The organism is Nocardia crassostreae, from assembly GCF_001613405.1.
Lineage (GTDB): Bacteria > Actinomycetota > Actinomycetes > Mycobacteriales > Mycobacteriaceae > Nocardia > Nocardia crassostreae.
Genome location: NZ_BDCH01000034.1, coordinates 40,766 through 67,568, shown reverse-complemented (window position 1 = coordinate 67,568; position 26,803 = coordinate 40,766). Strand labels below are relative to the sequence as shown.

The 26,803-nt window shown below is 67.9% G+C and carries 24 protein-coding genes and 1 pseudogene; 16 read left to right on the top strand and 9 right to left on the bottom strand.

Annotated features, from left to right (window positions below):
* The first annotated feature begins 54 nt into the window (after positions 1–54).
* Positions 55–366, top strand: a complete 312-nt coding sequence (locus NC4_RS31665; protein WP_157555347.1) for a hypothetical protein — start codon at positions 55–57, stop codon at positions 364–366.
* Positions 367–377: 11 nt separating this feature from the next.
* Here NC4_RS31665 and NC4_RS31660 read toward each other — a convergent pair whose 3' ends face one another.
* Positions 378–1,646 (bottom strand): adenosylmethionine--8-amino-7-oxononanoate transaminase, encoded by a 1,269-nt coding sequence (locus tag NC4_RS31660; protein WP_157555346.1) that lies wholly within the window; start codon positions 1,644–1,646, stop codon positions 378–380.
* Between the two features lie 435 nt (positions 1,647–2,081).
* Here NC4_RS31660 and NC4_RS31655 point away from each other — a divergent pair, with 435 nt between their 5' ends.
* The 4 genes from NC4_RS31655 to ilvA all read left to right on the top strand — a co-directional run bounded on the left by NC4_RS31655 (position 2,082) and on the right by ilvA (position 8,950).
* Positions 2,082–2,957 carry a bifunctional helix-turn-helix transcriptional regulator/GNAT family N-acetyltransferase gene (locus NC4_RS31655; RefSeq protein WP_245722071.1) on the top strand — a complete coding sequence of 292 codons (876 nt, stop codon included), beginning with the start codon at positions 2,082–2,084 and terminating at the stop codon, positions 2,955–2,957.
* Positions 2,958–2,966: 9 nt separating this feature from the next.
* Entirely contained in the window at positions 2,967–5,084 is a 2,118-nt protein-coding gene (gene glgX, locus NC4_RS31650) for a glycogen debranching protein GlgX (RefSeq protein ID WP_067545755.1), read from the top strand.
* 11 nt (positions 5,085–5,095) lie between these two features.
* Complete coding sequence (gene treY, locus NC4_RS31645; protein ID WP_067545752.1) at positions 5,096–7,504, top strand: malto-oligosyltrehalose synthase; 2,409 nt, start codon at positions 5,096–5,098, stop codon at positions 7,502–7,504.
* Positions 7,505–7,585: 81 nt separating this feature from the next.
* Complete coding sequence (ilvA, locus tag NC4_RS31640; RefSeq protein ID WP_067545749.1) at positions 7,586–8,950, top strand: threonine ammonia-lyase IlvA; 1,365 nt, start codon at positions 7,586–7,588, stop codon at positions 8,948–8,950.
* On the opposite strand, the gene NC4_RS31635 is transcribed toward ilvA, so the two are convergent.
* Positions 8,938–9,627 carry a response regulator transcription factor gene (locus NC4_RS31635; RefSeq protein WP_245722069.1) on the bottom strand — a complete coding sequence of 230 codons (690 nt, stop codon included), beginning with the start codon at positions 9,625–9,627 and terminating at the stop codon, positions 8,938–8,940. The two genes, ilvA and NC4_RS31635, sit on opposite strands and share 13 nt — an antisense overlap.
* Positions 9,628–9,811: 184 nt before the next feature.
* On the opposite strand from NC4_RS31635, the gene NC4_RS31630 reads away from it, so the two are divergent.
* Complete coding sequence (locus NC4_RS31630) at positions 9,812–11,035, top strand: T6SS phospholipase effector Tle1-like catalytic domain-containing protein (protein WP_067545746.1); 1,224 nt, start codon at positions 9,812–9,814, stop codon at positions 11,033–11,035.
* A 5-nt stretch (positions 11,036–11,040) separates the two neighbouring features.
* Here NC4_RS31630 and NC4_RS31625 read toward each other — a convergent pair whose 3' ends face one another.
* The 4 genes and pseudogenes from NC4_RS31625 to NC4_RS39550 form a co-directional block, all read right to left on the bottom strand.
* On the bottom strand, positions 11,041–11,379 hold the full coding sequence (locus NC4_RS31625; RefSeq protein WP_067545743.1) for a peptidoglycan-binding domain-containing protein: 339 nt from the start codon (positions 11,377–11,379) through the stop codon (positions 11,041–11,043).
* Between the two features lie 59 nt (positions 11,380–11,438).
* Positions 11,439–11,798: an FHA domain-containing protein gene (locus tag NC4_RS44225; RefSeq protein ID WP_281186543.1), complete on the bottom strand. Its 360-nt coding sequence runs from the start codon at positions 11,796–11,798 to the stop codon at positions 11,439–11,441.
* A 42-nt stretch (positions 11,799–11,840) separates the two neighbouring features.
* Positions 11,841–12,185 (bottom strand): annotated as a pseudogene (locus NC4_RS44220) (AfsR/SARP family transcriptional regulator); the annotation flags it as partial.
* Between the two features lie 18 nt (positions 12,186–12,203).
* A complete protein-coding gene (locus NC4_RS39550; protein WP_169814906.1) occupies positions 12,204–12,581 on the bottom strand; it encodes an AfsR/SARP family transcriptional regulator in 378 nt (125 codons plus the stop codon).
* A 38-nt stretch (positions 12,582–12,619) separates the two neighbouring features.
* On the opposite strand from NC4_RS39550, the gene NC4_RS44215 reads away from it, so the two are divergent.
* Complete coding sequence (locus NC4_RS44215) at positions 12,620–13,033, top strand: serine/threonine protein kinase (RefSeq protein WP_157555345.1); 414 nt, start codon at positions 12,620–12,622, stop codon at positions 13,031–13,033.
* Complete coding sequence (locus tag NC4_RS44210) at positions 12,976–13,992, top strand: serine/threonine-protein kinase (protein WP_067545737.1); 1,017 nt, start codon at positions 12,976–12,978, stop codon at positions 13,990–13,992. Before NC4_RS44215 ends, NC4_RS44210 begins: the two co-directional genes overlap by 58 nt.
* 64 nt (positions 13,993–14,056) lie before the next feature.
* Here the strand turns inward: NC4_RS44210 and NC4_RS31605 are convergent, their stop codons facing one another.
* Positions 14,057–14,494, bottom strand: coding sequence for a nitroreductase family deazaflavin-dependent oxidoreductase (locus NC4_RS31605; RefSeq protein ID WP_067545734.1), 438 nt, complete (start codon positions 14,492–14,494; stop codon positions 14,057–14,059).
* Between the two features lie 86 nt (positions 14,495–14,580).
* Here NC4_RS31605 and NC4_RS31600 point away from each other — a divergent pair, with 86 nt between their 5' ends.
* Both NC4_RS31600 and NC4_RS31595 read left to right on the top strand, forming a co-directional pair.
* The gene (locus tag NC4_RS31600; RefSeq protein WP_067545730.1) at positions 14,581–14,802 is read left to right on the top strand and encodes a hypothetical protein; all 222 of its coding nucleotides are present in this window, start codon (positions 14,581–14,583) and stop codon (positions 14,800–14,802) included.
* A 93-nt stretch (positions 14,803–14,895) separates the two neighbouring features.
* Positions 14,896–15,504: an MspA family porin gene (locus NC4_RS31595; RefSeq protein ID WP_067545839.1), complete on the top strand. Its 609-nt coding sequence runs from the start codon at positions 14,896–14,898 to the stop codon at positions 15,502–15,504.
* A 53-nt stretch (positions 15,505–15,557) separates the two neighbouring features.
* On the opposite strand, the gene dnaE is transcribed toward NC4_RS31595, so the two are convergent.
* Complete coding sequence (gene dnaE, locus NC4_RS31590; RefSeq protein ID WP_084529954.1) at positions 15,558–19,109, bottom strand: DNA polymerase III subunit alpha; 3,552 nt, start codon at positions 19,107–19,109, stop codon at positions 15,558–15,560.
* Between the two features lie 202 nt (positions 19,110–19,311).
* On the opposite strand from dnaE, the gene NC4_RS31585 reads away from it, so the two are divergent.
* A complete protein-coding gene (locus tag NC4_RS31585; RefSeq protein ID WP_067545724.1) occupies positions 19,312–20,502 on the top strand; it encodes a histidine kinase in 1,191 nt (396 codons plus the stop codon).
* Positions 20,503–20,518: 16 nt separating this feature from the next.
* On the opposite strand, the gene NC4_RS31580 is transcribed toward NC4_RS31585, so the two are convergent.
* A complete protein-coding gene (locus NC4_RS31580) occupies positions 20,519–21,925 on the bottom strand; it encodes an MFS transporter (RefSeq protein ID WP_067545836.1) in 1,407 nt (468 codons plus the stop codon).
* 87 nt (positions 21,926–22,012) lie between these two features.
* Here NC4_RS31580 and NC4_RS31575 point away from each other — a divergent pair, with 87 nt between their 5' ends.
* The 5 genes from NC4_RS31575 to NC4_RS31555 all read left to right on the top strand — a co-directional run bounded on the left by NC4_RS31575 (position 22,013) and on the right by NC4_RS31555 (position 26,736).
* Entirely contained in the window at positions 22,013–22,807 is a 795-nt protein-coding gene (locus tag NC4_RS31575) for a helix-turn-helix domain-containing protein (RefSeq protein WP_067545721.1), read from the top strand.
* 304 nt (positions 22,808–23,111) lie between these two features.
* On the top strand, positions 23,112–23,978 hold the full coding sequence (locus tag NC4_RS31570; RefSeq protein WP_067545718.1) for a MinD/ParA family ATP-binding protein: 867 nt from the start codon (positions 23,112–23,114) through the stop codon (positions 23,976–23,978).
* Between the two features lie 58 nt (positions 23,979–24,036).
* Positions 24,037–24,828 (top strand): LytR/AlgR family response regulator transcription factor, encoded by a 792-nt coding sequence (locus NC4_RS31565; RefSeq protein ID WP_067545715.1) that lies wholly within the window; start codon positions 24,037–24,039, stop codon positions 24,826–24,828.
* Between the two features lie 59 nt (positions 24,829–24,887).
* The gene (locus NC4_RS31560; RefSeq protein ID WP_067545833.1) at positions 24,888–25,187 is read left to right on the top strand and encodes a hypothetical protein; all 300 of its coding nucleotides are present in this window, start codon (positions 24,888–24,890) and stop codon (positions 25,185–25,187) included.
* A gap of 16 nt (positions 25,188–25,203) precedes the next feature.
* Positions 25,204–26,736 carry a sodium/solute symporter gene (locus tag NC4_RS31555; RefSeq protein ID WP_067545828.1) on the top strand — a complete coding sequence of 511 codons (1,533 nt, stop codon included), beginning with the start codon at positions 25,204–25,206 and terminating at the stop codon, positions 26,734–26,736.
* Positions 26,737–26,803 lie beyond the last annotated feature (67 nt).

Below are 26,803 nucleotides of genomic sequence, written 5' to 3'. Positions count from 1 at the left end.
CGCCGTTCAAGATGGGAGGCCGGACTATGCTGGGAGTCATAAGGAGGCTGCGCGATGCCACGATGGGCAATAGTGGTCGAGCAGACGACCGGCTTCGGCGACAGCAAGAGTTGGTCGCCGAAAGTTCTCACCGAGGTCGCGGGAACCCGCGAACAAGCCCTCGCGAAAGTGCCCGACCTCGTCAAGAAATTCATTCCCGATCATCCGAAGATGGTCAGCCGCCGCACCCTGCTGCGCGACGGCGACACCTTCATGTTGATCGCCCGCGGCTGGTCCGACGACTACCACTGCGTATTCCGCGTCTGGGAAGTGCTGTCGGACAGCGAGAATCCCGATCGGCTGCGGGAGAAACGCATCAACCGCTGAAGACCCGCGGGTCACACGGCAGCAGCCGCGAGCATGGCCGTGGTGATCCGCCCGACGTCTTCGGTCGAACTGATGAACGGCGGCATGCTGTAGATCAGGTTGCGAAAGGGCCGCAACCACACGCCGGACTCGACTGCGGCATGAGTGGCCTTGCGCATGTCCACAGGATGATCGAGTTCGAGCACGCCGATGGCGCCGCACACGCGGGCCTCGACCACACCGGGGAGATCGCGTGCGGGCGCGAGCCCTTCGATCAGCTCGGCCTCGATACGCCGCACCTCGCCCTGCCAATCCCGCGACAGCAGTAGCTCGATGGATGCGATGGCGACGGCGCAGGCGAGGGGGTTGCCCATGAAGGTCGGGCCGTGCATGAGCCCGCCGTGCCCGCGGCTGATGGTCTCGGCGATCTCGGTGGTGCACAGCGCGGCCGCCAGGGTGAGATAGCCGCCGGTAATGGACTTGCCGAGGCACATGACATCGGGCCGCACCCCGACCTGATCGGCGGCGAAAAGCGTTCCGGTGCGGCCGAATCCGGTGGCGATCTCATCGAGGACCAGCAGCACGTCGTACTCGTCGCACAAGCGGCGCAGATCGGTGAGGTAGTCCGGATGATGGAAGCGCATACCGCCCGCGCCCTGCACCACGGGTTCGACGATGATGGCGGCCAGCTCGTGCGCGTGCGCGGCGATCACCTGCTCCAGTTCGGAGACGTACTGCGGCTCATAGTCTTTCGGCGGCTTGGGCGCGAAGACCTGCGGGGCCAGCACATCGGTCCACAGCGAGTGCATGCCGCCCACGGGATCGCACACGCTCATCGGGGTGAAGGTGTCGCCGTGATAGCCGCCGCGCCAGGTGAGCAGCCGCTGCTTCTCCGGGCGGCCCAGCGCGCGCTGGTATTGCAGGCACATCTTCACCGCGACCTCCACCGACACCGAGCCGGAGTCGCAGAGGAACACCTTGTCCAGGCCCGCGGGGGTGAGTTCCGCCAGCAGCTGCGTCAACCGCGCGGCCGGTTCGTGGGTGAGCCCGCCGAACATCACGTGACTCATCCGCTTGGACTGCGCGAGCAGCGCCGCGTCCAGCACCGGGTGCTGATAGCCGTGGATGGCGGCCCACCACGAACTCATGCCGTCGACGAGCTCGCGCCCGTCGCCGAGGGTGAGCCGGGTTCCGGACGCGGAGGCGACAACCAGCTGCTCGGTAGTCGCGGGGAATCCGCCGTAGGGATGCCACACGTGCACGGCATCGATGGCGGTGATCTCGTCGGTACTCAGTGCCACGGGCAGTCCTTCGTCGGCAACCAACCTTGAACGCCGTTCAAGTTACCACCAACCCTGCCCCGAGCGCCTCGACCGGCGTATTATTTGACGGAGTCAAAGGATTGGAGCGCGATGCCGAATCCCAACTCTCCGGGGCCTCTCAGGGGCTTCGCCCCCGAACCCCCAACCGCCGACGCGGGCGTCCCCGCCGCCACGCCCGACTCACCCGCCACGCCCGACTCACCCGCCACGCCCGACTCACCCGCTGCGCCCGGCACTCACGCCGCGTCCGGCACTCACGCCGCGTCCGGCACTCACGCCGCGTCCGGCACTCACGCCGCGCCTGGCACTCACGTTGCGGCGCGCCCGGTCGCCTTACCCGCGGACCGGGCAGTCGATACACACGAGATCGCCGCGGTCCGGGACTTCAATCGCCGGTATACGCGGGTCATCGGTGTGCTGCGGGAAGGGCTGGTCGATACGCGGTTCTCGCTGACCGAGGCGCGAATTCTGTTCGAGTTGGCCAGTTCCGGGCCGTGGGAAGTGGTGACGCTGCGGCAGACGCTGGGGCTGGATCCGGGCTATCTCAGCCGGATTCTGGCGCGGTTCGAGGGGGATGGGCTGATCGAGCGGCGGCGGGCCGAGCGGGATCGGCGGGTGCAGGAGGTGCAGCTCAGTGAACGTGGGTGGGATGTGTTCGCCGATCTGGACGAACGCTCCAGCCGGGATGCGGCGACCCTGCTCGAAGCGCATCGGCCGAGCGATCGGGACCGGTTGATCGGGGCGATGCGGACCATCGAGCGCATTCTGGAACCGGAATCCGAGCCGGGCGAGGTCACGCTGCGGGAACCGCGGCCGGGCGAGCACGGCTGGGTGATCCAGCGCAATGCCGAGCTCTACGCCGCGGAGTACGGGTGGGACGACGATTACGAGGTGCTGGTCGCCCGCATCGTCGCCGACTTCCTGAATTCCCGTGACCCGCAGCGGGAACGGGCCTGGGTCGCCGAAATCGACGGCGAACCGGTCGGCGCGGTGTACTGCATGCGGGAGTCCGAGACCACCGCGCGGCTGCGGCTGCTGCTGGTGGAGCCCGCGGCGCGCGGGCACGGCGTGGGCGGCGCGCTGGTGGACGAATGCCTGCGTTTCGCCACCGCGGCCGGTTACGCCGAGATCGTGCTGTGGACCAACGATGTGCTCACCTCGGCCCGCCGGATCTACGAGCGCGCCGGATTCGAACTGGTCGAAGCGAATCCGCACCACAGCTTCGGCGCGGACCTGGTGGGCCAGACCTGGCGCAGGGGGCTCGGACCGGAGGCCGACCCGGACCGATAGTGTCTGGGCATGGCTCCCGCTACCCCCGGCACGGCACCGCTCGGCGTGTGGCCGGGGACCGCTTACCCGCTGGGCGCGACCTACGACGGGGCGGGCACCAATTTCTCGCTGTTCTCCGAGGCCGCCAAGCGGGTGGAGCTGTGCCTGCTCGACGAGGACCATCGGGAGACGCGGATAACCCTGGACGAGGTGGACGGATTCGTCTGGCACGCCTATCTGCCGGGCAGCGCGCCCGGGCAGCGGTACGGGTTCCGGGTGCACGGCCCCTACGATCCGGCCCGGGGCTTGCGCTGCGATCCGAGCAAATTGCTGCTCGACCCCTACGGCAAGGCGTTCGAGGGGGATTTCGGGGCGGATGCCGCACCCTACAACCACGGGCAGAACTCGCTCGGCCACACCATGACCGGCGTCGTCATCAACCCGTATTTCGACTGGGCCGACGATCGCTCGCCGAAGCGGCCGTACCACGAGACCGTCATTTACGAAACGCACGTGAAGGGCATGACGTTCACCCATCCGGAAGTGCCGCCGGAATTGCGCGGGACCTTCGCGGGCATGGCGCATCCGGCCGTCATCGGGCACCTGAAGAGTCTCGGGATCACCGCCGTCGAACTCATGCCCGTGCACCAATTCCTCAACGATCGCGTCCTGCTCGATCGCGGCCTGCGAAACTATTGGGGCTACAACAGTTTCGGCTACTTCGCACCGCATCTCGACTATGCCGCGGGCCGCTCCCCCGGCGCCGCCGTCACCGAATTCAAGGCCATGGTGCGCGCCCTGCACGCCGCCGATATCGAGGTGATCCTCGATGTCGTCTACAACCACACCGCCGAGGGCAATGAATTCGGCCCGACCATCAGTTTCCGCGGTATCGACAATGCCGCGTACTACCGCCTGGTGGACGACGATCCGCAGCATTACATGGATTACACCGGCACCGGAAACAGCCTCAATGTGCGCCACCCGCACACCCTGCAGCTGATCATGGATTCGCTGCGCTACTGGATCCTGGACATGCACGTGGACGGCTTCCGCTTCGATCTGGCCGCCACCCTCGCCCGCGAGCTGCACGATGTGGACCGCCTGGCCACCTTCTTCGATCTGGTGCACCAGGATCCGGTGGTGAGCCAGGTGAAACTCATCGCAGAACCATGGGATGTCGGCGAGGGCGGCTATCAGGTCGGCAACTTCCCGGCACACTGGACGGAGTGGAACGGCAAATACCGTGACACCGTGCGCGACTACTGGCGCGGGCAACCGGCCACCCTGGGCGAGTTCGCCTCCCGGCTGACCGGCTCCTCGGATCTGTACGAGGCCACCGGCCGCCGCCCCGGCGCCAGCATCAACTTCGTCACCGCGCACGACGGGTTCACCCTCGCGGATCTGGTGTCCTACAACGAGAAACACAATGCCGCCAATGGAGAGGGCAATCGCGACGGCGAGACCTACAACCGCTCCTGGAACTGCGGGACGGAGGGTCCCACCGACGATCCGGAGATTCTCGCCCTGCGCGCCCGGCAACGCCGCAATCTGCTCGCCACGCTGCTGCTCTCGCAGGGCACGCCTATGCTGCTGCACGGTGACGAACTGGGCCGCACCCAGCAGGGCAACAACAATGCGTACTGTCAGGACTCACCGCTGTCGTGGATGGACTGGTCGCTCATGGAAACCAATGCCGAGCTGCTCGAATTCACCCGGCGCGCAGTGGCTTTGCGCACCGCGCATCCGGTGTTCCGGCGCCGCCGCTTCTTCGACGGCCGCCCCGCGCCCGATCACGACCATCCCGACGACATCGCCTGGTTCACCCCGGCGGGAGCCGAGATGACCGATGCGGCCTGGGAGACCGGCTTCGGGCGCTCGCTCACCGTCTTCCTCAATGGCGACGGCATTCGCGAGCCCGGCCCGCGCGGTGAGCGCATTACCGACGACTCGTTCCTGCTGTGCTTCAACGCCCACGACGCCGCCCTCGGCTTCACCCTGCCCGATACCGGTCACGGGCGGGACTGGGCGGTGGCCCTGGACTGCTCCACCCCCACTGGCGAACCATCAGCAAACACAACGCATCCGGCGGCGGCCACCGTCGAAGTCCCCGCACGCTGCCTGCTCGTCCTCCGCCGTACGGCATGATTCATAGCGCCATGACCAGCACGCCCGAACACCACACCGACCCCATCGCCCGGCAGACCCCGGTGCGCAGCACCTACCGGTTGCAGCTGCGCCCGGACGGCCTGACCTTCGGCGATGCCCGCGCCATTGCCGAATACCTGCAGCAGCTGGGCATCTCGCACCTGTACCTGTCACCGGTGATGACCGCCGTGCGTGGTTCCACGCACGGGTACGACGTCACCGATCCGACCTCGGTCGCCGCCGGGCTGGGCGGGCCCGCCGGATTCAAGGCGCTCGCCGACGAGGTGCGCAGCCGCGGTATGGGTTTGATCGTGGATCTGGTGCCCAATCATGTGGGCGTGGCCGATCCGCGGCAGAACCCGTGGTGGTGGGATGTGCTGACGCACGGCAAGGATTCCAAGTACGCGCACTACTTCGATATCGACTGGAGTCCGGCCAATGGCGCGGGCGGGCGGCTCGCGCTGCCGGTGCTGGCCAATGAGAACGATCCGGCGGCGCTGACCGTCGATCGCAGCGGGCTCGAACCCATGCTGGCGCTGCACGATATGCGCTTCCCCATCGCGCCCGGGACCGATGGCGAGAATGCGCTGCGCATTCACGATAAACAGCACTATCGGCTGGTCAACTGGAAATCCGGGCTGTGCGGGTACCGGCGCTACTTCACCGTGGGCGCGCTGGCTGCCATCCGGCAGGAGGATCCGGCGGTCTTCGAGGCCACCCATCGGGAGCTGGCCGCCTGGTGCGAGCACGATCTCATCGACGGCGTGCGGGTGGACCATCCCGACGGGCTGGCCTATCCGGCGGCGTATCTCCGGCAACTGCGCAAACTGATCGGTCCGCACCGGCTGCTGCTGGTGGAGAAGGTGCTCTCGCACAGCGAACCCCTGGACGCCACGCTGCCCATCGACGGCACCACCGGCTACGACACCCTGGCCGATATCGGCGCCGTACTCATCGATCCGGACGGCGCCAAGCAGCTGACCGAACTGTCCCGCCAATTCGCCGGGCACGGCAGCGACCGCTCCTGGTTCGCCGAGAACGAGCACCGCATCAAACGCGCCGTCGCCGAGACCATGCTGGTGCCGGAGGTGCGCCGTCTGGTCGCCGCGGTGAAGCGCGATGCGCGCACCGACGCCTTCGACACCATGGCGCTCACCAATGCCGTCATCGAGGTGCTGTCGTTCATGCCGGTGTACCGCACCGACTACGCGCCGCTGGCCGGGACGGTGTCGGCGGTGGTGGCCGAGGTGGTGAAGCGCAATGCCGAACTCATGCCGCCGCTGCAGGTGCTGTCGACCGCGCTGGCGGTGAACGGCGAGGCCGCCACCCGCTTCCATCAGGTCGGCGGGGCGATCACCGCCAAGGCGGTGGAGAACACCATGTTCTACCGCGCGGCGCGGCTGGTGTCCTTGCAGGAGATGGGCGCGAATCCGGCCCGATTCGGTTGGACCCCCGTCGAATTCCATCTCGCCAATGCCGAGCGGGCCGCCCGCTGGCCCGCCACCATGACCACGCTGTCCACCCACGACACCAAACGCGGCGAGGACGTGCGCGCCCGCATCTCACTGCTGTCGCAGGTGGCCGACATCTGGTCGCGGGCGGTCTCGGCGTGGAACGACATCGCGCCCGGGCCCGACGGCGCGACCACGATATTCTTGTTGCAGAACATGTTCGGCATCTGGCCCGCCGACGGACGGCCCGCCGCGGTCGTGCCCGGCTTCCGGGATCGGCTGCATCAGTTCGCGGAGAAGGCCATTCGCGAGGCCGGTACCCAATCCTCCTGGGAGGAACCGGATATCGAGTTCGAGTCCGCGGTGCACCGCTGGATCGACACCGTCATCGACGGCCCGGTCGGCGCCGAACTCGGCGAACTGGTCGCCGATTATGCGCCCTTCGCCTGGTCGGAGGCGCTCGCCCAGAAACTGCTCCAACTGTGCGGCCCGGGCATCCCCGACATCTATCAGGGCACCGAACTGTGGGAGGACTCCCTCGTCGACCCCGACAACCGCCGCCCGGTCGACTTCACCCACCGCTCCCTGCTGCTGCAATCACTCACCGGCACACCGGATCTCGACCCCTCCGGCGCCGTGAAGATGTGGATCGCCGCCTACGCCCTCTGGCTGCGCCGCGAACGCCCCGAATGCTTCGTCGGCGGCACCTACACCCCCCTGTTCGCCAACGGCGACCAGTCCGCCCACTTCCTCTCCTACGCCCGCGGCCGCAAGGGCGAAATGCCCGAGGTCATCGTGGCCGTCACCCGCCACACCATCCGCCTCGACGAGGCGGGCGGCTGGGGCGACACGGTCCTCGACCTCCCCCCGGGCCACTGGACCGACCGCCTCACCGGCCACACCTTCTCCGGCCGCTCCCGCCTGGAAAAACTCTTCGCCCGCCTCCCGATCGCCCTCCTGGTGCGCTGACCTCGCGCCAAGCCGGGCAAATTGGACGAATCGCCCCGTTTGGCGGCTCCGCCCACAGGTCGGCGCGCGGTCCCGGCTAGCATGTTGCGGGTGTCTGATCCGCTTGCTGTAGCAGAGAAAGTGTCCGGTCCGCTGCCTGAATTGACCGCGGACGAGATCGATGCCGCCGCCAAGCGAATTTCCGACATTATCGAGCCGACGCCGCTGGTCAGGAATGCGCGGTTGTCGGCGGCCACCGGGGCCGAGGTCTACCTGAAGCGGGAGGACCTCACCGCCGTCCGCTCGTACAAGCTGCGCGGCGCCTACAACCTCATCGTCCAGCTGACCGCCGCCGAGCGCGCCGCGGGCGTGGTCGCGGCCAGCGCCGGAAACCACGCTCAGGGCGTGGCATTCGCGTGCAAGGCCATGGGGATCAAGGGCCGCATCTACGTCCCGACCACCACGCCCAAGCAGAAGCGCGACCGAATCCGCGCGCACGGCGGGGAATTCGTGGAGCTCATCGCCATCGGCGACACCTACGACGCCGCCGCCGCGGCCGCGCTGGCCGATGTGGAGCGCACCGGCGCGACCATCGTGCACCCCTTCGACGATCCGCGCACCGCGGCCGGACAGGGCACCATTGCCGCCGAAATCCTCGAACAGCTCGGCCACGCACCGGATCTGGTGGTGGTGCCGGTGGGCGGCGGCGGCTGCCTCGCCGGTATCGGCACCTATCTGCGCGCGCGGGCTCCCGAGACGGCCATTCTCGGCGTGGAGCCCTCCGGCGCCGCGTCCATGACCGCCGCCCTCGTGGCGGGCGGTCCGGTGACGCTGCCGGAGATCGATCCGTTCGTGGACGGCGCGGCCGTGCGCCGCATCGGCGCGGTGCCCTACACCGCGGTCTCGCGCTTCGGTGGCCGGGTGCGCTCGCACGCCTCGCTGCCTTTACTGACCTCCACCGAATCCGACAGCGGCGCAGGCTCTTTCCGCATGCTGCATGTCGACGAGGGCGCCATCTGCACCACCATGCTGGAGCTGTACCAGAACGAGGGCATCGTGGCCGAGCCCGCGGGTGCGCTCTCGGTGGCGGCACTGCGCGAACTCGATATCGAACCGGGCTCCACCGTGGTGTGCCTGCTCTCGGGCGGCAATAACGATGTCTCCCGCTACGGCGAGGTCATCGAGCGGTCGCTGGTGCACCAGGGGCTGAAACACTATTTCCTGGTGGACTTTCCGCAGGAGCCGGGCGCGCTGCGCCGTTTCCTGGACGAGGTCCTCGGCCCGGACGACGACATCACCCTGTTCGAATACGTCAAGCGCAACAACCGGGAGACCGGCGCCGCGTTGGTCGGTATCGAGCTGGGTTCGCCGGACGGCCTGGAGTCCCTGCTCAAGCGCATGGACGAATCGCCGATCCAGGGCGAGCGCCTGGAACCGGGCTCCCCGGCCTACCGCTATCTGACCTGATCGACGCGCAGCAGGTAGCCGCCGTCTGTGGTGTGAATGAGCCGGGGCACGCCGAGCTTGCGATCCAGCCGGTGCATGACATCGTCGATGCCGATCTCGGTCGGCGGCTCGGTGCAGTACTCGGCCAGTTCGAAATGGGTGACCGGGCGGCCCGCCCGCGCCGCGAGCAGTTCCAGCGCGCAGAACTCCCGCGAGGTCACGGTGAGCAGCACCCCGGCCCGCTGCACCCGCCGCCGCAGCCGGTCCACCACCAGATCGCCGATGGTGAGCACCGGTGAGGGCGGCGGCGTCCGGCGTGCGCACAGGGCCCGCACCCGCGCGGACAGCTCGGCGAGGGAGAACGGTTTGGGCAGCCAGTCGTTGGCGCCGCTGGCGAAGCCGTCGCGGCGATCGGCCGGGCTGTCGCGTGCGGTCATAATGAGCGCCGGGGTGGTCCGCCCCGATTTCCGTTGCCGCCGAATCAGATCCAGCCCGTCCCCGTCGGGCAGCCCGCGATCGATCACCAGGCAGTCGTAGAGCTGGGCGCCGCACCGTCGGCCCGCCTCGTCGAGATTGCGCGTGAGATCGACGACGAATCCGGCATCACGCAATCCACCGGCGACGCGTTCCCCCAGTTCATCGTCGTCCTCGCACACGAGCACCCACACGGTGCGGGGACTCGTTCGTTCGTCGGGCATGCGCCCACGGTGCCATACCGATCGTGAACGATTCATGAGCGCTCGCGCCGCGATAAGCGGACGTTAACAAATCTGAAAGAGATATCGCCCAAGATCTCTGGCTAACGGATTCGCGCATCCGGCGCGATTAATCGGGTAGTCCACTACGCGTGAAACCGAACAGTCTGGGCGGGAGGCTCTGTTCATGAAGAGGCTGGTGGTGTGCTGCGACGGCACTTGGAAGGCCGAGTCGAGCAGCACCGTATCGAATATCGTCAAGATCGCGCAGACGGTCCGGCTGTCGGGCAAGGGCCCCGACGGCACGCAGATCGGGCAGCGCGTCTTCTATGTGTCCGGGCCCGGCGCCCGCGGTTTCGTCTCCGATCGACTGCTCGGCGGGGCATTCGGTCTCGGTCTCGAAGCGAATCTCTCCTCCGCCTACTGGCAGTTGGCCTCCAACTGGGAGCCGGGCGACGAGATCTACATCTTCGGATTCAGTCGCGGCGCGTACACCGCCCGCAGCCTGGCGGGCATGATCAGCCGGTTGGGCATCCTCAACTACAAGGGCATGATCCAGGGCAAGTATCCCGACGCGCTGAAGATCTATCAGACCCGCAAGGATCCGGATGCGCCGGATCCGCAGGAGTGGATCGATTTCCGCGCCGAGTACTGCTACCCGGATCCGGTGAAGATCAACTTCCTGGGCGTCTTCGACACCGTCGGCGCCATGGGCATTCCGGGCATCACCTCGTGGCGGCACCGCTTCCACGATGTGCGGCTGTCGCGCATCGTGTACTGCGCGCGGCAGGCCCTGGCCCTCGACGAACGCCGCCGGGCCTTCGAGCCCTGCCTGTGGGAGGTGCCGGTCGAACTCGGCGAGAAATACCGGCGCAACGATCGCGTGAAGCAGGTCTGGTTCGAGGGTGTGCACAGCGATATCGGCGGCGGGTATCCCGAATGCGCGCTGTCCGATGTCACCCTGCGTTGGATGATCGACGAGGCGGCGAAGGAAGGGCTGGCCTTCGATCATCCGCGGCTGGCGCAACTGATGGCGCAGTGCCCGCAGGCTGCCGGTGAGCATCACGAGCGGCACGACTCGCTCGGCACGGCCTATCGAGTCCTCAATGTGTTCCGCATGATCCGGCATCCGCGCCGCAGCCGGGGCCGGTTCTACTGGGATTCCTGGCGGCGGCTGCTCAAGCCCGGTGACCAGAACAGCTATCTGGCCTCCTCGGTGGGCAATTACCGCCCGGTCAACCTGCGCAGGCGGCTGGAGGCGATGGGCGGCGACATCCTGCCCGAGCTGGTCGAACGCACCGATTTCGAGCCGGTCCTGCCGGACCCGGCCGAACAGCCGGGCCCGGGCCGCGGCGGCGGGCTCGCCACGCTCATGGCGAGTGCCAATGCCGGTGGCGAGTCCGCCGCCTAGCGGGCTCAGGAGTACAGGGCGGTCCACGTCTTGGGGCCGACGATCTTGTCGGTCACCAAGCCGTGGTCGTATTGGAACAAGTAGACGGCGCTCGCGGTCAGCGGGCCGAAGGCGCCGTCCACGAAGCCCGGATCGTAGCCGTGATCGAAGAGCAGGCATTGCAGCTGCTTCACGGCGTCGCCCCGGCTGCCCTCGGCGAGGGTCGGCGTTCCGTAGGTGTAGTCGCAGCCGCTCGCCGCGGTGGCGAGCGGCGCCGCGCCGGGCGCGGCCAAGGCGGGTACGGCCGCACCCGTCAGCATGGCGGCGGCGAGTGCGGACGTCGCGGCGATGGAGCGGAGTTTCATGGAATTCCCCCGGGATCGTGTGCTTTTCGTGGACGGGAGCGGTGCTCCCGTCCACGAAGCTAGGCGCCGCTGCTCGGGGATTTCTCCCGGAATTCTTCGGAGCGCAGCTCGTAGACGACGGTGGTGGAACCGATGACGATCTCGTCGCCGTCCGACAGCATGGTGTCCGCGACGATCGGGGCGCCATTGAGGTAGACGCCATTGGCCGAATCGCGGTCGCGCAGGAACACTCCGCCGTCGCGGTGCAGCACGCGGGCATGGCGGCGGCTGACGCGGGAATCGTCGAGCACCACATCGTTGGCGGTATCGCGGCCCAGGGAGAGACCGGCGGGCGGAATCGGAATGGGCGCGGCATTCCCGATGCGCAGCCAGGCCGATCGCCGGATATCCGGGCCGTCGCGGACGGTGGTGCGGCGCACGACCTTTGCCGTCGGCACGGGCCGCTGCGCGCGCACCGCGGCCTCCAGGGCCACCGTGTTCGGATCGGGATCCATTCCGGCGGCGCGCAGCGCGTCGCGGACGGCGCGGCAGGCGGTCAGCGCGTCGGCCTGCCGCCCGGCGCGATACAGGGCGGTGACGAGCGACCGCCACAGCCGTTCGTCGAGCGGATGGTCGGCGGTGAGGGCGGTGAGCTCGCCGATCACGGCACCCGCCGCACCGCCGTCGATCTCGGCCTCGATCCGGTCGGCGCGGGCATTGAGCCGACGCTCATCCATATCGGTGGCGAAATTCGCGGCGAAGCCCAGCTCGCGCAGATCGGCCACGGCCTCGCCGCTCCATTCGGCCAGAGCGTTCGCGAAATGCCGGGCCGCCTGCTCCGAAGCCTACGCCGCGCAGGCGATGCGCCCTTGCGCGCAGGCGTTTTCGAAGCGCCCCACATCGCAATCCGTATCGCGAATGTCGAGCAGGTACCCGGCGGGCACGTTGCGCAGCACCGCACGATCGTCGATCCCGGCCTCGTGCAGGACGGTGCGCAGGCTCGAGACGCAGCCGTAGACAACGCTTTCCGAGCGGCCCGGATCGGCCTCCCACACCAGCCGCAGCAGCGCCGTGCGGGTCACCGCGCGTCGGCGATTCAAGGTCAGCACGGCCAGTAGCGCGCGAAGTTTGGTGCCGGGCAACACGATCGCGTTCCCGTTCACGAACAGGCGCACCGGCCCGAGCACCCGCAGATCGAGTGCGGGCGGGTTGGCTGACTCCACCCCACGCATTATTCTCGTCGCGACGGCCGTCCGAGGAGGTGCAGCGGAGGTTGTATCCCGAAGAGCTGCCGCGTGGTTCGATCTTCGCCGGGTATGTGATCGAACGCCGGTTGAGCGCGGGCGGGATGGGCACGGTGTATCTGGCCGAGGATCCCGAGATGCCCATGAAGGTGGCGCTCAAGGTGCTCCGCGATTCGCGCGACCGGCCCTTCCATGCCGCGCAGTTCCGGCGCGAGGCCGAACTGGCGGCGGGCCTGGAGCATCCGAACATTGTGGACGTCAAGCGGTTCGGCGAGGAGAACGGCGTGCTGTGGCTGGCCATGCAGTACGTGCCGGGCGGCGATCTGGCCGCGCTGATCGAAGCCAATCCGGACGGCGTGGACCCGCCCGGGCCGTGCACATCGTCACCGAAGCCGCCAAGGCCCTGGATCACGCCCACCGCAAACGCGTGATCCACCGGGATGTGAAGCCCGGCAATATCTTTCTCTCCGCCGACCATGGCGACACCGACTGGGTGCTGGTCGGCGACTTCGGCATTGCCCGCAGCACCGAAACCGAGAGCACCCGCACGGTCACCGAACGCTGGGCCTTCTCCGCACCGTACGCGCCGCCGGAGCAACGGGCCGGTCTGCCGGTCGACTACAGCGCCGACGTGCACGCCCTCGGCGTCACCCTCTACGAACTGCTGACCGGCCGCCAGCCTCGCGGACTGCCCGGAACCGACACCGATCGGCTCCCGCCCGCCATGCGCGCGGTCATCGCGAAGGCCACCGCCGCGGATCCGGCCGAACGCTATCCGAGCTGCGGTGAACTGGCCGCCGCCGCGACCGCGGCGCTGCACACCGAGACCGCCACGACACGCGTCATGGCGGGACCGGCATGGCTGTCTCGTACGGTGCGGCGATCCGGCGCCCGAACCCGGCTCGCGCTGAGGGCCGGGGCGGTGGTCACGGTGTCCACGGCGGTCCTGTTCCTGATATTGCGCGCCGACGCCGATCTGGGCCCACCCGCCGCGACGAGCACGACCTCGGTGCCGCCCTCGTATTCGCGCTGTCACTTCGTCACCGATGTGCCGGTCGCGGCGAACGCCCACGCGGTCATACCCAGCACCAACAATGGCGGGCGCTATTGCATCCTGTCCACGAACGATTCCCCACCCGGTGGAACCGCGCAGCCACTGGCCGGTGTCACCGCCCTCCAGACCGCGCTGCGCCTGTGCGAAGGCCGTGAAATCACCGACGCCACCGGCATGTACGGCCAGGACACCAAGACCGACGTGCAGTTCGTCCAGGACAAGTACCACCTCACCCAGGACGGCGTGTACGGCCCGAAAACCTCGGCCGCCATGCTCTGGCCGGTATACGACGCCACCGGCAACCAGGTCGGTTGCGGTCAGGTCCAAGCGGGCTGAGCCGCGACCGACCGTGGTTGGCGGTGGGGTCTCCTGGTGCTCGGGATAGGCGGCCGATAACCCGTCAGTTTCGGGGCGTGAGGACGAAGACGGGGATCTCGCGGGTGGTCTTCTTGGTGTAGTTGTCGTAGTCCGGCCAGACCTCGACGGCGCGCTTCCACCACAGCGCCTTCTCGTCGCCGGTGACCTCGCGGGCGTCGTAGTCCTTGACCGCCGCGCCGTCACGGAGTTCGACGTGCGGATTCTTCTTGATGTTCCAGTACCAGACGGGATGCTTGGGTGCGCCGCCCAGCGAGGCGACGATGGCGTACTCGCCGTCGTGCTCGACGCGCATGAGCGGGGTCTTGCGGAGTTTGCCGGTCTTGGCGCCCACGCTGGTGACCAGGATGATGGGCGCGCCCTGGATCGTCGTGTGGGTCGAGCCGTTGGACGACTCGTAGCCTTCCGCCTGCTCCACGGCCCAGTCGGTGGTGCCGGGTTGATATTCTCCGATTAGTGGCATGAATCCGCCAACAGCATGGTGCGTTGTTATGTTCCCGACAGAAAGTTCGGTGGACCGAACTTTTTGGCTTCGGGTAGCCTGACGGTATGGCAGTGGTTCACCCAACGCAGGTGGAGCGGGTTCGCTCACAGGCGCCGACCGTGGATATCGCGGGTACGGCCTGGCCGGTGTACAAGCTCGAGGCCGTCGCGGCCGGGCTGGTGACCGCACTGCTGCTCGCCCTCATCACCGGGTCCGCGCAGACCGCCGTGCTGGCGGCGGCGACCGTGGCGGCCTTGCGCTGGATCACGGGCGCGCTGCGCGGCTGACCGGGACCGGTTCCGCGAACGTCATCGAATAGCGGCCCGTCGGCCCGTGTGTCATGCCGGTTGGTCATGCATGTCCTCTATTACCGTAATGACATGCGGTTGTTCAGGCGGTTCAGACCGTTATCCATAGCCCTCCTATCGATCGGCGCCTCGCTGAGCTTCCTGCCGCAAGGGCATGCCGAGGTGATCACCCTGCCCGCGCACGAGCAGACCTACCAATCGACATTCGGCAGCTTCACCGTCGGGCACGGCGTCGAGTTCATCAACCGGATCGCGCCCCTGAATCAGATGGGCACCACCCGCGAGGCATTCATCAGCACCGCCGCCTACGGCCGGATCAACGGAATGGCGGGCGGAACCTTGAAGGTCGGCTACCACGTCGGCTGCGCGGTCACCATCGGCGCGGGCACCGTCGGCGCCACCCCCGACCTGACACTGCTGGTCGGCCCGCAGCCCAACCTCGCGATCAACCCCAACCCCGTCGCGACCCTGAACCTCAATGCCGGTGAGGTGAAAGAGGTTCCACTGGCCGAGAAGGAGGTCGCCCCGGGCATCACCGCGACCACCGTCATCCGCGACTTCCACATCGTGGTGAACCAGTGCACCGGCCCGGTCACCATCCGCCAATACGCCTACCTGTACGCCAAGTCCGCGGAGATCGACGACAGCGGCGCCGTATTCGGCCACCCAACATGGTTGTAGGTCTCCGTACATAAGAGGCCCCCTCGCGGTTTCGAGGGGGCCTCGCCCAGTCGCTAACCCGCCAGGCAGCCCGGGCCGAGCAGGGCCTTGAGATCACCCATGAGGGCGGAGGACGGCGACACCCGCAGATTGTCGGCGACCTTCAGCACCGTGGTGCGCTCGCGCGAGCCGACGTGGCGGACATGGACGTCGGCGGTGCCGGGATGGCTGCTCAGCACCCGCTTGAGCGCGCCGATCTTGTCGGGCGTGCACAGCCGGGTCGGAATGACCACCGAGAGCGGCTTGTCCACGCCGATGGACGAAAGATCCGGCACCACAAGGTCATTGGCAATGAGCGAGACGCGGTCGTCGCGGGCGGAGACGCGCGCCTTCACCAGGACGATGGCATCCTCGGTGACATCCATGCCGTACACCGAATAGGACTGCGGGAAGAACAGCACCTCGATACCGCCGGTGAGATCCTCCAATTGCGCCGACGCCCAGGCCAGGCCGTTCTTGTTCACGCGGCGGGCGACATTGGCGAAGATGCCGCCGATGGTGACCTGCGCGCCGTCCTTGATATCGCCTTCGAGAATGGCCGGGATCTGGGTGTCGGACTGCTGTGCGAGGACGTGCTCCACGCCATTGAGCGGATGCCCGGACACGTAGAGGCCCAGCATTTCCCGCTCCAGGGCGAGCTTGTGCTTGGTCTCCCACTCCTCGTCGGGGACCTTCACATTGAAGACGCTGGCAATCGAATCGTCACCGTCGTCGAGCCCGCCGAAGAGGTCGAATTGGCCGATGGCCTCGGCCTTCTTGGTGGACATGACGGCGTCGATGGCATCGGAGTGCACCAGCAGCAGACCATTGCGCGGATGCCCGAGCGAATCGAAAGCGCCCGCCTTGATGAGGGATTCGGTGACCTTCTTGGTGCAGGCAATGGCGTCGATCTTGTTCAGATAATCCGAGAAATCGGTGAACTTCGACTTCTCCTTGCGCGCCGCGATGATCGAGGACACCACATTCGCGCCGACATTGCGGACCGCGCCCATACCGAAGCGAATGTCATTGCCCACGGAGGCGAATTCGATCTCGGACTCGTTGACGTCCGGCGGCAGCACCTGGATGCCCAGGCGGCGGCAGTCGGCCAGATAGACGGCGGCCTTGTCCTTGTCGTCACCGACGGAGGTGAGCAGACCGGCCATGTACTCGGCCGGATAGTTGGCCTTGAGATAGGCGGTCCAGAACGACACCAGGCCGTAGCCCGCGGCATGCGATTTGTTGAACGCGTATCCGGCGAACGGGAGAATCGTGTCCCACAGCGCCTTGATGGCGGGCTTGGAGAAGCCGTTGTCCAGCATGCCCTTCTCGAAGCCCTCGAATTCGGCTTCCAGGACCTCGGCCTTCTTCTTACCCATGGCGCGGCGCAGAATATCGGCTCGGCCGAGGGAGTATCCGGCGACCTTCTGCGCGATCTGCATGATCTGCTCCTGATACACGATCAGGCCGTAGGTATCACGCAGGATGTCCTTCAGGGGCTCCTCAAGCTCCGGATGGATGGGTTTGACCTCTTGCCGCGCGTTCTTGCGGTCGGCGTAGTCGTTGTGGGCGTTCATGCCCATGGGGCCGGGGCGGTACAGCGCGAGCACGGCCACGATGTCCTCGAAGCCGGTCGGGATCATGCGGCGCAGCAGATCCCGCATGGCGCCGCCGTCGAGCTGGAACACGCCGAGAGTGTCACCGCGGGCGAGCAATTCGTAGGTCGCCGGATCTTCCAGGGGCAGCGTGTCGAGGTCGAGTTCGATGCCCCGGTTGTTCTTGATATTCACCAGGGCGTCACCGATGACGGTGAGGTTGCGCAGGCCCAGGAAGTCCATCTTCAACAGGCCGATGGCCTCACACGACGGGTAGTCCCAGCCGGTGATGATGGCCCCGTCCTGGGGCCGCTTCCACACCGGGATGGCATCGGTGAGCGGTTCGCTCGACATGATGACCGCGCAGGCGTGCACGCCCGCATTGCGGATCAGACCTTCGAGGCCGCGGGCGGTTTCGTAGATCTTGTTGACATCCGGGTTGGTATTGATGAGCTCCCGGACCTCGGCGGCCTCCTTGTACCGCTCGTGCTCGGGATCCATGATGCCCGAGAGCGGAATGTCCTTGGCCATGATCGGCGGCGGCAGCGCCTTCGAAATCTGGTCCGCGATGGCGAAACCGGGCTGGCCGAACTGCACGCGCGCCGAATCCTTCAGCGCGGCCTTGGTTTTAATGGTGCCGAAGGTGATCACCTGGGCGACGCGGTCGCTGCCCCACTTCTCGGTGGCGTAGCGGACCATCTCACCGCGGCGGCGATCGTCGAAGTCGATATCGATATCGGGCATGGAGACGCGTTCGGGATTGAGGAAGCGCTCGAACAGCAGCCCGTGCGGGATGGGGTCGATATTGGTGATGCCCATGGCGTAGGCGACCAGCGAACCGGCCGCCGAACCACGACCTGGACCGACATTGATGCCGACCGAGCGGGCGTAGGTGATGAGGTCGGCGACGATGAGGAAGTAGGCCGGGAAGCCCATTTCGTTGACGACGCCGATCTCGTAGTCGGCCCGGGTGAGGTATTCCTCCGGAACCCCGTTGGGGAAGCGGCGATCCAGGCCCTTCAGGACCTCGTGGCGCAGCCAGCTGGCCTGGGTCTCGCCCTCAGGGACCGGGAAGATGGGCATCCGGTCGCGGTGGTTCCAGACCTCGTCGTAGGACTGCACGCGCTCGCCGATGAGGACGGTGTTGTCGCAGGCGCCGGGGACCTCGGCATCCCAGATGGCGCGCATCTCGTCGGCGGACTTGAGGTAGTAGCCGGAGCCGTCGAACTTGAAGCGGGTCGGATCCGAGAGGGTCTTGCCGGTCTGGACGCAGAGCAGCGCCTCGTGGTTGCCGGAGTCGTGCTCGTGCACATAATGGCAGTCATTGGTGGCCAAGGACGGAATGCCCAGTTTCTTGCCGACATCCAGGAGGCCCTCGCGCACCCGGCGCTCGATGGACAGGCCGTGGTCCATGATCTCGAGGAAGAAGTTCTCCGGGCCGAAGATCTCCTGCCATTTGGCGGCGGCCTCGAGGGCCTCGCGTTCCTGGCCCAGGCGCAGGCGGGTCTGCACCTCGCCCGACGGGCAACCGGTGGTGGCGATAATGCCCGCGGCGTGTTCGGCGATGATGTCGGCGTCCATACGCGCCCACTTGCCGAGCTGACCTTCGATGGAGGCCAGGGAGGACAGCTTGAACAGGTTCCGCAGACCCTGCGCGGTCTCGGCGACCATGGTCATATGGGTGTAGGCGCCGGAGCCGGAGACGTCGTCGCTCTTCTGCGAGGGATCGCCCCACTGCACGCGTTTGGTGTTGAACCGGGAGTCGGGGGCGATGTAGGCCTCGATGCCGATGATCGGCTTGATGCCCTGCTTCTTGGCGGAGTTGTAGAACTCGGACGCGCCGTACATATTGCCGTGGTCGGTCATGCCCACCGCGGTCATCCCCAGGCGATTCGCCTCTTTGAACAGAGGCGTGATCTTCGCCGCGCCGTCGAGCATGGAGTACTCGGTGTGGTTGTGGAGATGAACGAATGATCCCGACGAGGCTGACACGCAGACATACTAAGCGCCCCCACCGACGCCTTCGGACGCCACGCGGAGGCAATCGAGAACGACGAGGTGGCCGGACTGCGACAACGGCGTGCCGCCCCCGCGTGTCGTGGCGAATGTCACTGCGGCAATGGGCAGGTGATAATCCGGAGATGATCTGGTCGCCGCCCGGCAGCGCTGCCCGCACCGTCTGGACGGCTGCGCCGTGACCGCGACCGCCGCGGCCATCCTCGTCACCGGCATTCTCATTGCCGCCGCCCTGCTGGCCTGGCCGCGTACTCGCCGCACGGTCACCACACCCGCCGAACGCGCCGTGCACCAAGCGTTGCAGACAGCGTCCCAGGCGGCGCGGCCGCTGCGGCGCGGGCTCACCGCCGAATCCGCGCAGGAGGCGGCCCCGCCTCTGCGCGCGCTCACCGGAACGCTTGCGCTGGGCGTCATCGATCCGGACGGCGAGATGCTTGCTTGGGACGGACCGCATCCCGAACTCGGGCCGCTGCTCGCCGATACCGCGCGCCGGGCCATGGCCAGCGGGCGGCCGGTCCTGGTGGCCGGACCGGGCAGCGACGGCTACACGTTGCTGGCGCAGCCGCTGGCCACCGAGTACAGCGGGATGATCGGCGCGCTGGGCGTGGTCACGGCGGATCAGCCGGGGCCGGGCCTGCTCGGGGCCGTGGCCGAGGTGGCCCGATACGCCTGCGGGCAAATCGAATTGGCGGAGCTGGACGCCTCGCGGGCGCGGCTGGACCGGGCGGAGGTGCGGGCGCTGCGGGCGCAGATCAGCCCGCATTTCATCTACAACGCGTTGAACACCATCGCCTCGTTCGTGCGCACCGATCCGGCGCGGGCGCGGGAACTGATTCTGGATTTCGCGGACTTCACCCGGTATTCGTTCCGGGCCGCGGGTGAATTCACCGTTCTCGCCGACGAATTGAAGAATATCGACCGTTATCTGGCCTTGGAGCGGGCGCGGTTCGGCGATTCCCTGCAGGTGCGGCTGCGCGTCGCACCCGAGGTGCTGGGGGTGGTGCTGCCGTTCCTGGCCTTGCAGCCGCTGGTGGAGAATGCCGTCCGGCACGGGCTGGCCGCCAAGCCGAAGGGCGGGACGCTCACCATCGTGGCGGCTGACGAGGGCACCGACTGCGTCATCACCGTCGAGGACGACGGGGTCGGCATGGATCCCGAACTGCTGCGGTCCGGTGCGCTGGATTCCGTCCAAACCGGGACCGGCCCAGCCACTTCCGGCGAGTCCGCGCACGTGGGCCTGGCCAATGTGGACGACCGGCTGCGCGCCGCTTTCGGGGACGACTACGGCCTGATCGTGGACACCGCACCCGGTGCGGGCACCAAGGTAAGCATGCGAATCCCCAAGTTCCGGGCCGGAATCCACGCCTGAGGGCGCACCCGTCGGCCTACGCGGCGGCCCCGGCCCGGTTGCCGACCGCCGCCATTCCGGAGCGGGCCGCGCACACCGCCGTCACCGCCAGCAGGATCGCGACCGCGATCGCGACTCGGAGCAGGCCGTCGGCCGAGGAGGGGGCGGCGAAGTAGACGCTGCCGAGCCCGGCGACGGTCGTCACCGCGGTGAGCATCGGGCCGGTGGAATCGAGGGCCGAGAGTGCCGAGGCATGGCGTGCTTCCACCAGCGTGGTGAGGCGCGCGATCAGTGGACTGTAGCCCGCGGCGTGCCCCGCGCCCGCGAACAAGAGCAGCGGCGTCGCGAGCAGCGGATGCCACTGATCGCGAACGAGTATGAGCGCCAGCGTGATCGAGCCCGCCGCGAAGGCGATCGGGCCCATCGTCGGCAACAGCCGCTGCACGCGCTGCGGATATCGGGTCCAGGTCAGGCTCAGCGCACCGAATCCAATGGCGAACGGCGCGAAGGCCGATCCCGCGCGCAGTGGCGAGAATCCCAGCGCGGATTGCAGATGCAGGGTCAGCGTGAGCACGAATACGCTGTAACAGCCCATGACCAGGCAGCAGGCGATCAGCCCGGGCTTCACCCCCGGCGGGCGCAGTACCGCCAGGTCCAGCACCGGATGCCGCGAATTCCGTTCGTAGCGAACGAATGCCGCCAGCAGCAGGCCGCCGCCCGCCAGCGCCATCCAGGCCCAGGCGGGCCAGCCGTACTCCCGGCCGAAAATGAGCGGGAGGGTGAACGCCGTCATCGCCACGGGCAGCAGCGCCACCCCGGCCGGATCCAGGCGCGCCGCACCGTCCGTCCGCCCCGTCGGCAGGGTGCGCGCGCCGATCACGAGCGCGATCACGCCGATGGGAATATTGAGCAGAAACGCGGGGCGCCAACCGAGTCCGAACAGATCGGCGCCGACCACCAATCCCCCGACGACCTGTCCCAGCACGACTCCCAGCGCCAGCACCATGCTGTAGATGCCGACCACCCGCCGCCGCGCCTCACCGTCCCAGTACAGCTGGATCAGCGAGAACACCTGCGGCATCAGCAGAGCCGCACCCACGGCCTGCGCGATCCGCGCCAGTACCAGCACGGTCGGATTCGGCGCCAGCCCGCACAGCAGCGAGGCCGCGGTGAACCAGCCCAGCCCGGCCAGGAATACCCGCCGATGTCCGGCGATATCGCCGAGCCGCGCACAGGTCACCAGCAGCACGCCGGTGGTCAGCAGATAGCCCGACACGATCAATTGGATCGCCGCCCCGCTCGCCCCCAACTCCTCCCGGATGGTCTGCGCCGCGACCGACACGATGGAGCTTTCCAGGGTCGCCATGAGCTGCCCGATGAGCAATACGGCCAGGATCCACCCCCGGCGCGCGGCCGAGGTGGTCGAAGTGTCGAGAGCGATCATGCACCCGAGCATTGCCCGCGCCTCGTCCCGCGGTCTTGAAGAAATATGCGCATCGGACCTGTCGGTGGCCGCGCCTAGAATCACCGGGTGCTCCGTACAGGAACGGTGATCACCAACCCGCACTTCGTGATCCGTGCGGTCGAATGCAGTGCCGACCACACCCGCTGGTCTCCGGCCGAGATGCCGCGCGGCCCCCAGATCGTGCTCGTCCGCCACGGCCGCTTCCGCCTCGAGGCCCGGGGCCACCGGGTGACGGTCGACCCCACCACCGGCTATCGGCACCGCCCCGGCGAGGAGATCCGCTTCGCCCACCCCGCGGGCGGTGACAGCTGCACCTCCATCACCTTCACCGGTCACGCCCTCGCCGCCGAACTCGACGCCGCACCCGCACCGGCGATCCGCGTGGATGCCCGGCTGGAGTTCGCCCATCGCATACTGCTGCGCACCGCGCCCGATCCGGAGTTCGCCGCCGCCGAGGCCGTCGTCCGGCTGCTGGCGCTGACCCTCCGCGAACAACCCGGAACCACGCCCGCGCCCAGTCGCTACGCCCTGGCAGACCGGGCCCGCCAGGCGATCCTCGCCGGAGTGCCCGCCGCCGCCGACCTGATCGCCCTGTCGAGCCTGCTCGACACCACCCCCGCCCACTTGAGCCGCACCTTCCACCATCACATCGGCATGCCGATCAGCCGCTACCGCAATCGAATCCGCATCAGCGGCGCCCTGGCGCGCCTGGAACGGGGCGAAACCGATCTCGCCGCCCTGGCCGCCGACCTGGGCTTCAGCGATCAATCGCACCTGACCCGGGTGCTGCGTCACGAACTGGGCCACACCCCCGCCCGAATCCGTGCCCTGCTGCACGAAACAACAGCGGCCCAGCGGTGATCGGTATCGGGAAATCCACTGCCCGCGAGTGATTCCGGACGCCCTTGATGGATGACAAGATCGAACCATCCTGCGGGCGGGTTCGGTGTAGTATTTGGCCCTATTGAAAAACATTGCACTGCATGTTTTTTGAGTGCTCGAACAGGCGTGGCTCTAGGGGGTACGCGGGCAAGAACTGATCGACTCATCGAAGATGTCGTGGCGCAGGGGGAATCTCGTCTACGCGGTGAGGGTGTGGACGGGGCCGGTCGGAGGCGTTGCGAAATCCGCTGGACCGAATGCTGCTCACACAAAGGGATCTCGAGTGTTCGATAATTACCCCGATCACCCCGCCGAGCTTTCCGCCACTCCCACGGATCTATCGCTGCTACTACGTCAGCCTCCGCCCGGCGCGCCCACCGATGTCGTACGCCTGCACGACACCGACGGATTCCTGCTCTGGGCCGAGGTTCCGCCCATCCTGGTCATGGGCAGCTCCGGCGGCGCCGGGACGACCACCACCGCGCTGGGCGTGGCCTCGGCGGTGGCCTCCGATTACGAGGAGCGGTCACCGATCGTGGTGGACGCCAGCGCCACCGGCGGGGATCTGGCCCGGCGCGGCTGCGACAAGATCGATCCGGCGGGCACCGTGCAGACCTGGCTGAATATGGGCCCGCGCGGGCTGGCCCCGTCCGTGCTGGACAGCTGTGGCGAGAACAGTTCCAGCTTCGGCGTGCTGCCGCGCGGGCCGGAGGCGCTGCCGCGCCGCGAGAGCTACTCCTCGGTCCATCGCGACCTGTCGGCGGCGGGCTGCCTGCCCATCTACGACGGCGGCTCGCCGGTCACCAATCGCATGGTCACCCCCCTGCCGTCGGATCCGCGCATTGCCCTGGTGATCACCCTCGCCGCCCGCCCGGACGCGGTGAATCGCCTCAAGCCCGCGCTCATCTGGCTCGACGACAACTACGGCGAGCACCACCTGGCCGACGCCGTCATAGTCATCACCCGCCAGCACCCCACGGACGGTCCGGGCGTCGCCCAGCACGCCCGCACCTACCTCGGGAAATACGTGCGCGCCGTGACCGAGATCCCCTACGACACCCATCTGGCCGAGGGCGGTCCCATTACCTGGACCCAACTCTCGCCACCGACCCGTCTCGCCTATCGCAAGATCATCAACTTGCTGCGCTGAGAGCGCCGGCCGAGGGCCGAGCTCGACCGTCTGGTTTGCACCGTAGGATGGATCAGTTGTGATTCAGACCACCGACAGGGAGCCGGGCGTGCTGCGCGTGTTGGCCGTGGACGATGAGAAACCGGCCTTGGATGAGCTGGTGTATTTGCTGCGGGCCCAGGGTGAGGTCGGGGAGATATACGCGGCGGGGGATGCCACGGCGGCCTTGCGGGAGTTGCGGGCGCATGCGGTGGACGCGGTGTTTCTGGATATCAATATGCCCGGATTGGATGGGATGGAGTTGGCGAGGATCCTGTCGGAGTTCGCGAATCCCCCCGCGGTCGTATTCGTGACGGCACATGACGACAAAGCCGTGGCCGCGTTCGATCTGGGCGCGGTGGATTATCTGTTGAAGCCGTTGCGCGAGGCGCGATTGGCGGAAGCCGTGCGGCGCATTGCCGTCGGCCGGAGCGCGCCGCCGCCCGAGGCGGGCAAAACCGATCCGCACGAAGTCATTCCGGTGGAACTGGGCGGGGTGACGACATTGGTGGATCGGGCCGCGGTCAGCTGGGTGGAGGCCGACGGGGACTATGCGCGACTGCATACCGGCGCCGGATCGCATTTGGTGCGAATTCCCCTGTCGGAATTGGAGAATCGGTGGCGCGAGGCGGGATTCGTGCGGGTGCACCGGTCCTATCTGGTCGCCCTGCGGCAGGTGACCGGATTGCGGACCGTGGGCACCGGGACCGTGGTATGCCTGCGGGCGGAAGGAGATTCGCCCGCCGTCGAACTCCCGGTGGCCCGGCGGCAGGTGAAGGAACTCAAACAGCGGCTGGTGCCCACTTCGCCGCGGCATCGGACACAGCGGTGAGCACGGAACGGCCGCGCCCCCGGGAACGGGTCGTGCTCGCCGAACGGCGCGGCGCGCGGATGGTGCGGACCCGGGTCGAGGTCGCGGAGCAGACGGAGGTGGGCGCGGTCCTCATCGGCGGGCTGATCCGGGCACAGTTCGGGCTGGCGGTGCGGCTCGCGGTGGTGACCGTCATGGTGCTGGGGGCCTTGCCATTGCTGTTCTCGACCGGCCTGGGGTCGGCGGAGGTGGCGGGCGTAAGGGTGCCGTGGGTGCTGCTGGGTGTCGCGGCCTATCCGCTGCTGTTCGGGATCGGCCGGATCTATGTGCGGCTCTCGGATCGCAATGAACACGATTTCGGCGAATTGACCGGTGACTGAGGTGGATTCGCCGACCATGCCGGGCATCACCTTGGTGGCGCTGTTGCTGGCGGCGGTCGCCAGCGTGGGTATCGCGGTGTACGGGGTGCGACTGGCCCGCACCACCTCGGATTTCCTGGTGGCCTCGCGCAGTGTGGGCGCGGGCTGGAATGCCGCGGCCATTTCGGGTGAATATCTTTCGGCGGCTTCCTTTCTCGGCGTCGCGGGATTGATCGCCAAATACGGCGCCGACGCACTCTGGTATCCGGTGGGATTCACGGCGGGATATCTCGGGCTGCTGTTGTTCGTCGCCGCGCCGCTGCGTCGCTCCGGCGCCTACACGGTGCCCGACTTCGCCGAATTCCGGCTCGGCTCACTGCGATTGCGGCGGCTGGCGGCGCTCACGGTGGTGCTCATCTGCGCGGTGTATTTGATTCCGCAGTTCCAGGGCGCGGGCCTGACGCTGCGCATTCTGCTCGGCGTCCCGGGCTGGGTGGGCGCGGTCGCGGTGGGCGCCATTGTGATCGGGACCGTCGCCAACGGCGGCATGCGCTCCATCACCTTCGTGCAGGCCTTCCAGTACTGGCTGAAATTGACCGCCGTGGCCCTGCCCGCCCTGGTGCTGGCCGCGCATTTCCTGCGCGGGGATCGCGTCTTCGATACGACGGAACTCTCCGCCGCGGGCGCGGATTGGCTGCTGCCCGGCGGCGGACTGGGCGGCCCGCATCCCATGTTCCAGGTGTATTCGCTCATTGCCGCGACCTTCCTGTGCACCATGGGCCTGCCCCATGTGCTGGTGCGGTTCTATACGAATCCCGATGGGCGAGCGGCCCGTTCGACGGCGGTCACGGTGATCGGCCTGGTGGGCCTGTTCTACCTGTTCCCGACCCTGCTGGGGGTGTTCGCGCGACTGTATGTCCCGGGCCTGGTGAGCGCGGACAAATCGGATACGGCGGTGCTGCTGCTGCCGGGTTCGGTGCTGACCGGCCTGCCGGGGCAGTTGCTGGGCGCGCTCGTCGCGGCCGGTGCGATCGTGGCCTTCCTGTCGACCTCCTCCGGACTGCTGGTCAGCATCGCCGGTGTGGTCAGCACCGATATCCTGCGCGGCCGCATCCGCGACTTCCGGGTGGCGGCGCTGGTGCCCGGCGCTGTGCCGCTGGGACTTTCGTTCGCCGTGGCCTCGCTCGACCTGTCCCGCACGGTCGGCCTGGCCTTCGCCGTCGCGGCGTCGACCCTGTGCCCGCTGCTGGTGCTTGGCATCTGGTGGCGCGGCCTCACGGCGCGGGGCGCGGCGGCGGGCCTGCTGGCCGGTGGGCTCACGGCGGGCACGGCCACCGTCGTCTCGGTGTCCGGCGGCGTCCCCGCGCATCTGGCCGGAGGCTGGCTCACGGCCGTGCTCAGCTATCCGGCGGCGGTCAGCGTGCCGCTGTCGTTCCTCACGATGATCGTGGTCAGCAGGCTGAGCAGCGGCCAACCAGCGCGCGAGGTGGGCCGCATCTTCGTGCGCATGCACGCCCCCGAGGGCCTGGGCCTGGGTGCGGACCGCGAACCCGGCCTGCGTCAGCCCTGACCGCTCACCGCACCGAACCGACCGTTCACCGCACAGCCGGGCACCTTCGCCGAGTGACCCGCGCCAC